The 3,613-nt window shown below is 71.6% G+C and carries 4 protein-coding genes; 1 reads left to right on the forward strand and 3 read right to left on the reverse strand.

Annotated elements, in window-relative coordinates; translation table 11 throughout:
* The 3 genes from RWP81_RS15295 to RWP81_RS15305 all read right to left on the reverse strand — a co-directional run.
* A partial coding sequence (locus RWP81_RS15295) for a glycosyltransferase (protein WP_314457534.1) occupies positions 1 to 413 on the reverse strand: 413 nt, incomplete at its 3' end.
* Positions 410 to 607, reverse strand: a complete 198-nt coding sequence (locus RWP81_RS15300; RefSeq protein ID WP_314457536.1) for a hypothetical protein — start codon at positions 605 to 607, stop codon at positions 410 to 412. The genes RWP81_RS15300 and RWP81_RS15295, both read right to left, overlap by 4 nt.
* A 4-nt stretch (positions 608 to 611) precedes the next feature.
* Entirely contained in the window at positions 612 to 1,901 is a 1,290-nt protein-coding gene (locus tag RWP81_RS15305) for a choice-of-anchor G family protein (protein WP_314457539.1), read from the reverse strand.
* Positions 1,902 to 2,162: 261 nt separating this feature from the next.
* On the opposite strand from RWP81_RS15305, the gene RWP81_RS15310 reads away from it, so the two are divergent.
* On the forward strand, positions 2,163 to 3,613 hold a 1,451-nt coding region (locus RWP81_RS15310; RefSeq protein ID WP_314457541.1), incomplete at its 3' end, for a hypothetical protein.

A 3,613-nucleotide genomic window follows, 5' to 3' on the forward strand; every position in this document is an offset into this window, starting at 1 on the left:
CCCCCCACGCCTGGGTCACCGCGCAGTTCCCGCCACTCCGCTAACCGGGCGTACGCGGCGTTCAGGGCGGCCCCCTTGCCCGTGCGGGCGTCGGGGAGCCGTCGGATCACGGCGTGCACCAGCGGATCCGTGTCGGCGAAGCCCGCGACGATGTCGCCGGTGCCGTCGGTGCTGGCGTCGTCGATGATCCACAGATGAACCGTCGGGAAGCGCTCGCGAGTCCTCCTGATCGTCTCGGCGATCACCGCCGCCTCGTCTCGACAGGGGATGAACGCGTGCCACTCGAACGCCGCGGGATCGCCCTCGGCGGCGCCACGACGGCGCACGAAGGGGACGACGATCAGCGCCGTGTAGGTGAGGAACATCACCAGGAAGACGAAGGAGAGCGAGAAGAGGAACTCGAGCGCGTTCACGAGCGGGGGGTGTCCTCTCCGGATGCCACGTCGACGTCATCCTGTGACCGAAGACGCCGCGAGCGCCAGGCGAGCAGTCCGCCGATCACCGCTGCGCCGACCCCGACGACGGCGAGTGTCGCCGTCGGGGCCGCGTAGCCGGTGACCGCGAGAATGCCGACGGCACCGCCGCCCATCGCACCGTTGCGGTACACGTGATCAGCCCTGGGCCGGTGCGGCCGCGTGCTGGCTGCGACGTCGCAGCAGCACGGCGGCGACGAGGACGGCGGCCAGACCGAATCCCCCTCCGGCGAGTGCCAGCGACTCGGGGCCGGCGACGGGAACCGCCAGCTGACCGGCGTTGGGGCCGACCGACGCGGTGGCCAGGTCGACGATCGCGATGGCGCCCGCCGTGCCGAGGCCGACGCGCAGCGCCGTCTGGGTGAAGGTTCCGCCGTCCGTCGACTGCACGTTGACCTGCAGCTGCGCGAGCGCGGTGATCGCCGCGCCGAGCGGACCCTGGAGGCTGTCGACCAGGCCGTCGAGCACCGGGTTGATGACGGCTTCCGCGGCACCGAGCGCGGTGCCGAGGACGAGACCGGCCAGACCCAGCTCGTCGACGCGGTCCTGGACGGCATCCAGGATCCCGTTGACACCGTCGGAGATCTGGGTGACCACGGCCGCGGGCACGAACGACAACAGGTCGGTGCCGGGCGGAAGAGCGTTGATGTCGGCGACCCCCGCCGCGGCGAGCAGGTCGTCCTCGGTCAGGGTGATGGTGCCGGAGGCGAACGGGTTGTCCAGGTCGAGACCGGCGACGGCGGCCGCGGCCAGCAGCGTGTTGATCGCGGGGTTGAGGGTGTTCAGCACGCCCGAGACGAGGGTGCCGCTCACGACGACGCCGACATCGGCGACGACGTATTGCCCGCTCTGCGTTCCGTCGGTCGTTTGCGTGGCGGATGCCGCGAGCGTTCCGACGTTCACCTGCAGCCCCGCCAGGGCGTCGGTGCCGCCGACGGTGATGCTGGCCGTGTTCTCCGCCGAGGGGTCGCCGACGCTGGAGGGCGTGACGGTGCCGACGCCGATGAGGCTCGGTGCCGCCGAGACCGCGCCCGAGAACGCCGACGAGCTGCCGTCGTCGTTCGCGCGGGCGTACTGACCCACCGCGCCGAGCTGGATGATGCCGTTGTCGCCGAAGAGGTTCGTCGAACCCGCCTGCAGCGCGACGAGGCCCGCGATGGCCTCTGCGTCGAGGGGCTGGTCGACGATGACGTCGCCCGAGGCGTCGGTGTTGACGGCGTTCGCGCCGCGGAGGGCGACGACGGTGTCGAGGATGTCGGTGCCGAGGAGGGACGTCTGAACGAGACGGCCGGTGCCCTGCGATACGACGTCCGCCGGGGCGGCGTGCGCCGCCGTGGCGGGGAGGAGGAGCGCTGCGACGGCGACGGTGGCCCCGACCGCGCGCACGGCCTTCCCCGTTCGAGCAGCGGTGTGTGGACGAATGGTCATGGATGCCTGCTTCCTGGATGGCCGCACACCTTCGAGCCCACCGCGGGCGGGATGGTGCGGTGCAAGGTGAAAGTAGGCGCGGTATCGAGCGGAAGCATCCGTGCCCCGTACGGAATCCGACTACTTAGGGGTCTCCTTCTGACTCCGTATGCCTCCTCGACTACTGATTCCCCGTCGAAAGTTCGGAGTCGACACCGAACTCGGTGTAGGAACGATGCGGGGCCGCGTCCGTGGACGCGGGGGAGTGCAGGGAGACACCGCATGGGTGCAGGTCGACCATTGATGGGGCGCGCGCGGGAGAAATCCATCGCGGCGGAGGCGTTGCGCGCGAAACGCGGCGTTCTGCTGACGGGGCCCGCGCGGAGCGGTCGCTCCCGCCTGCTGGCGGCGATCGCCGAGGCGCAGTCGCGGCCGACGTTCGTCATCGAGACACGGGCCGGCGTCGTGACGATGCGTTCGGGGATGTCCGATCGGCGCGCCCTCATCGGCGCGGACGATGTCGCCGACGTGGTCGCGGAGGTCGAGTATCGCGCCGGAGTCCTCGTCGTCGACGACATCGATCTGCTTCCGGATGCCGCGGCGGCGGCCCTCATCGACGCCCTGGGCGCATCGAATGCCGTGCTCCTGGCGACCCTCGCTCCCCGGCACGAGATCGCCCGGAGCTCGATCCACCGCTGGGAGCTGCTGCGACCGCTGGTGGAGGACGCCGACCGATTGAACATCGCCGTGGGGCCGCTCACCCTCGCGGAGACGGCCGCCCTGGCGAACGCGCTGAGGGAGAGCCGGCACGGGGTCGGACCCGCGGACGACGCGTGGATGATGGCGCTGCATCACCTCAGCGGGGGAAGCCCCGCACTCGTCGGCGAGTTGGTCGAGGTGGCTGCGGCCCGAGGGCGGATGCACGCGGTGTGCCCGATCGAGCCGTTCGCCGATCTGCTGCCGGGTGGCCTCGTGGCATCCCTCACGCGGATGCTGGCACCGCTGGACGAACGCGACCGCCGTCTGCTGGGCATCGTCTTCGAGCTCGGCGCTGTTCCACTGCGTCACGTCGGATCGGTCGTGCCCGCCGACGTGCTCGCGCGCCTGCACGACGGGAACCTCGTCGTCGCCTCGGTCGAGGCGGGTTCGGCCGCCGTCAGTCCGCTGCTGGCCCGGGTCGTCCACGACTCCACGCCGCGCGAAGAGCACCTCGACGAGCGTCGCGACATCGCCCACCGCCTCCTCGATCTCCTCCGGCACGGTGATGTGCTGACCCCCGCCGAAGAGGTGTTCTGCGCGCGTTTCGCCGGGACGGTCGAGGTGGTCGGTCCCCTCGCCGAGCCTCTGGCGGCGGTGCTGCCGCGCGCGGCGCTCTCCCTCGCGCGATCGGGCGTGCCGCGTGACTCCCTGGAGATGATCGCCCGCGTTCTCGACCACGGCCCCGCCCTGCGCGCATCGGCCGCGCTGATTCTCACGCGTATCGCCCTCGAGGACTCCGCCGAGGCCGAGCTCCTGCTGCGCACCCTTCCCGAGCCCGCCTCGGCGTCCGAGCGCGAGTTGGCCCTGCACGTGTACGTCCGGACGCTGTGCGCGACGTGCGCGGGGTCGGACGCTGCCCGCGACCGCCTGCGGGCGCTGGCGAGCTGGGCGCCCGACGATGGCGACTGGCGCATCCGCATCGAGCAGGCGGCGGCGATGTTGTCGCTGCCCAACGGTGCCTCGTTCGTCGAGAG

Source organism: uncultured Microbacterium sp. (genome assembly GCF_963521695.1).
Lineage (GTDB): Bacteria > Actinomycetota > Actinomycetes > Actinomycetales > Microbacteriaceae > Microbacterium.

Excerpts from the sequence above, each read along its gene's own strand:
- RWP81_RS15305 (WP_314457539.1), bottom strand. The coding sequence starts at position 1,901 with ATGACCATTCGTCCACACACCGCTGCTCGAACGGGGAAGGCCGTGCGC.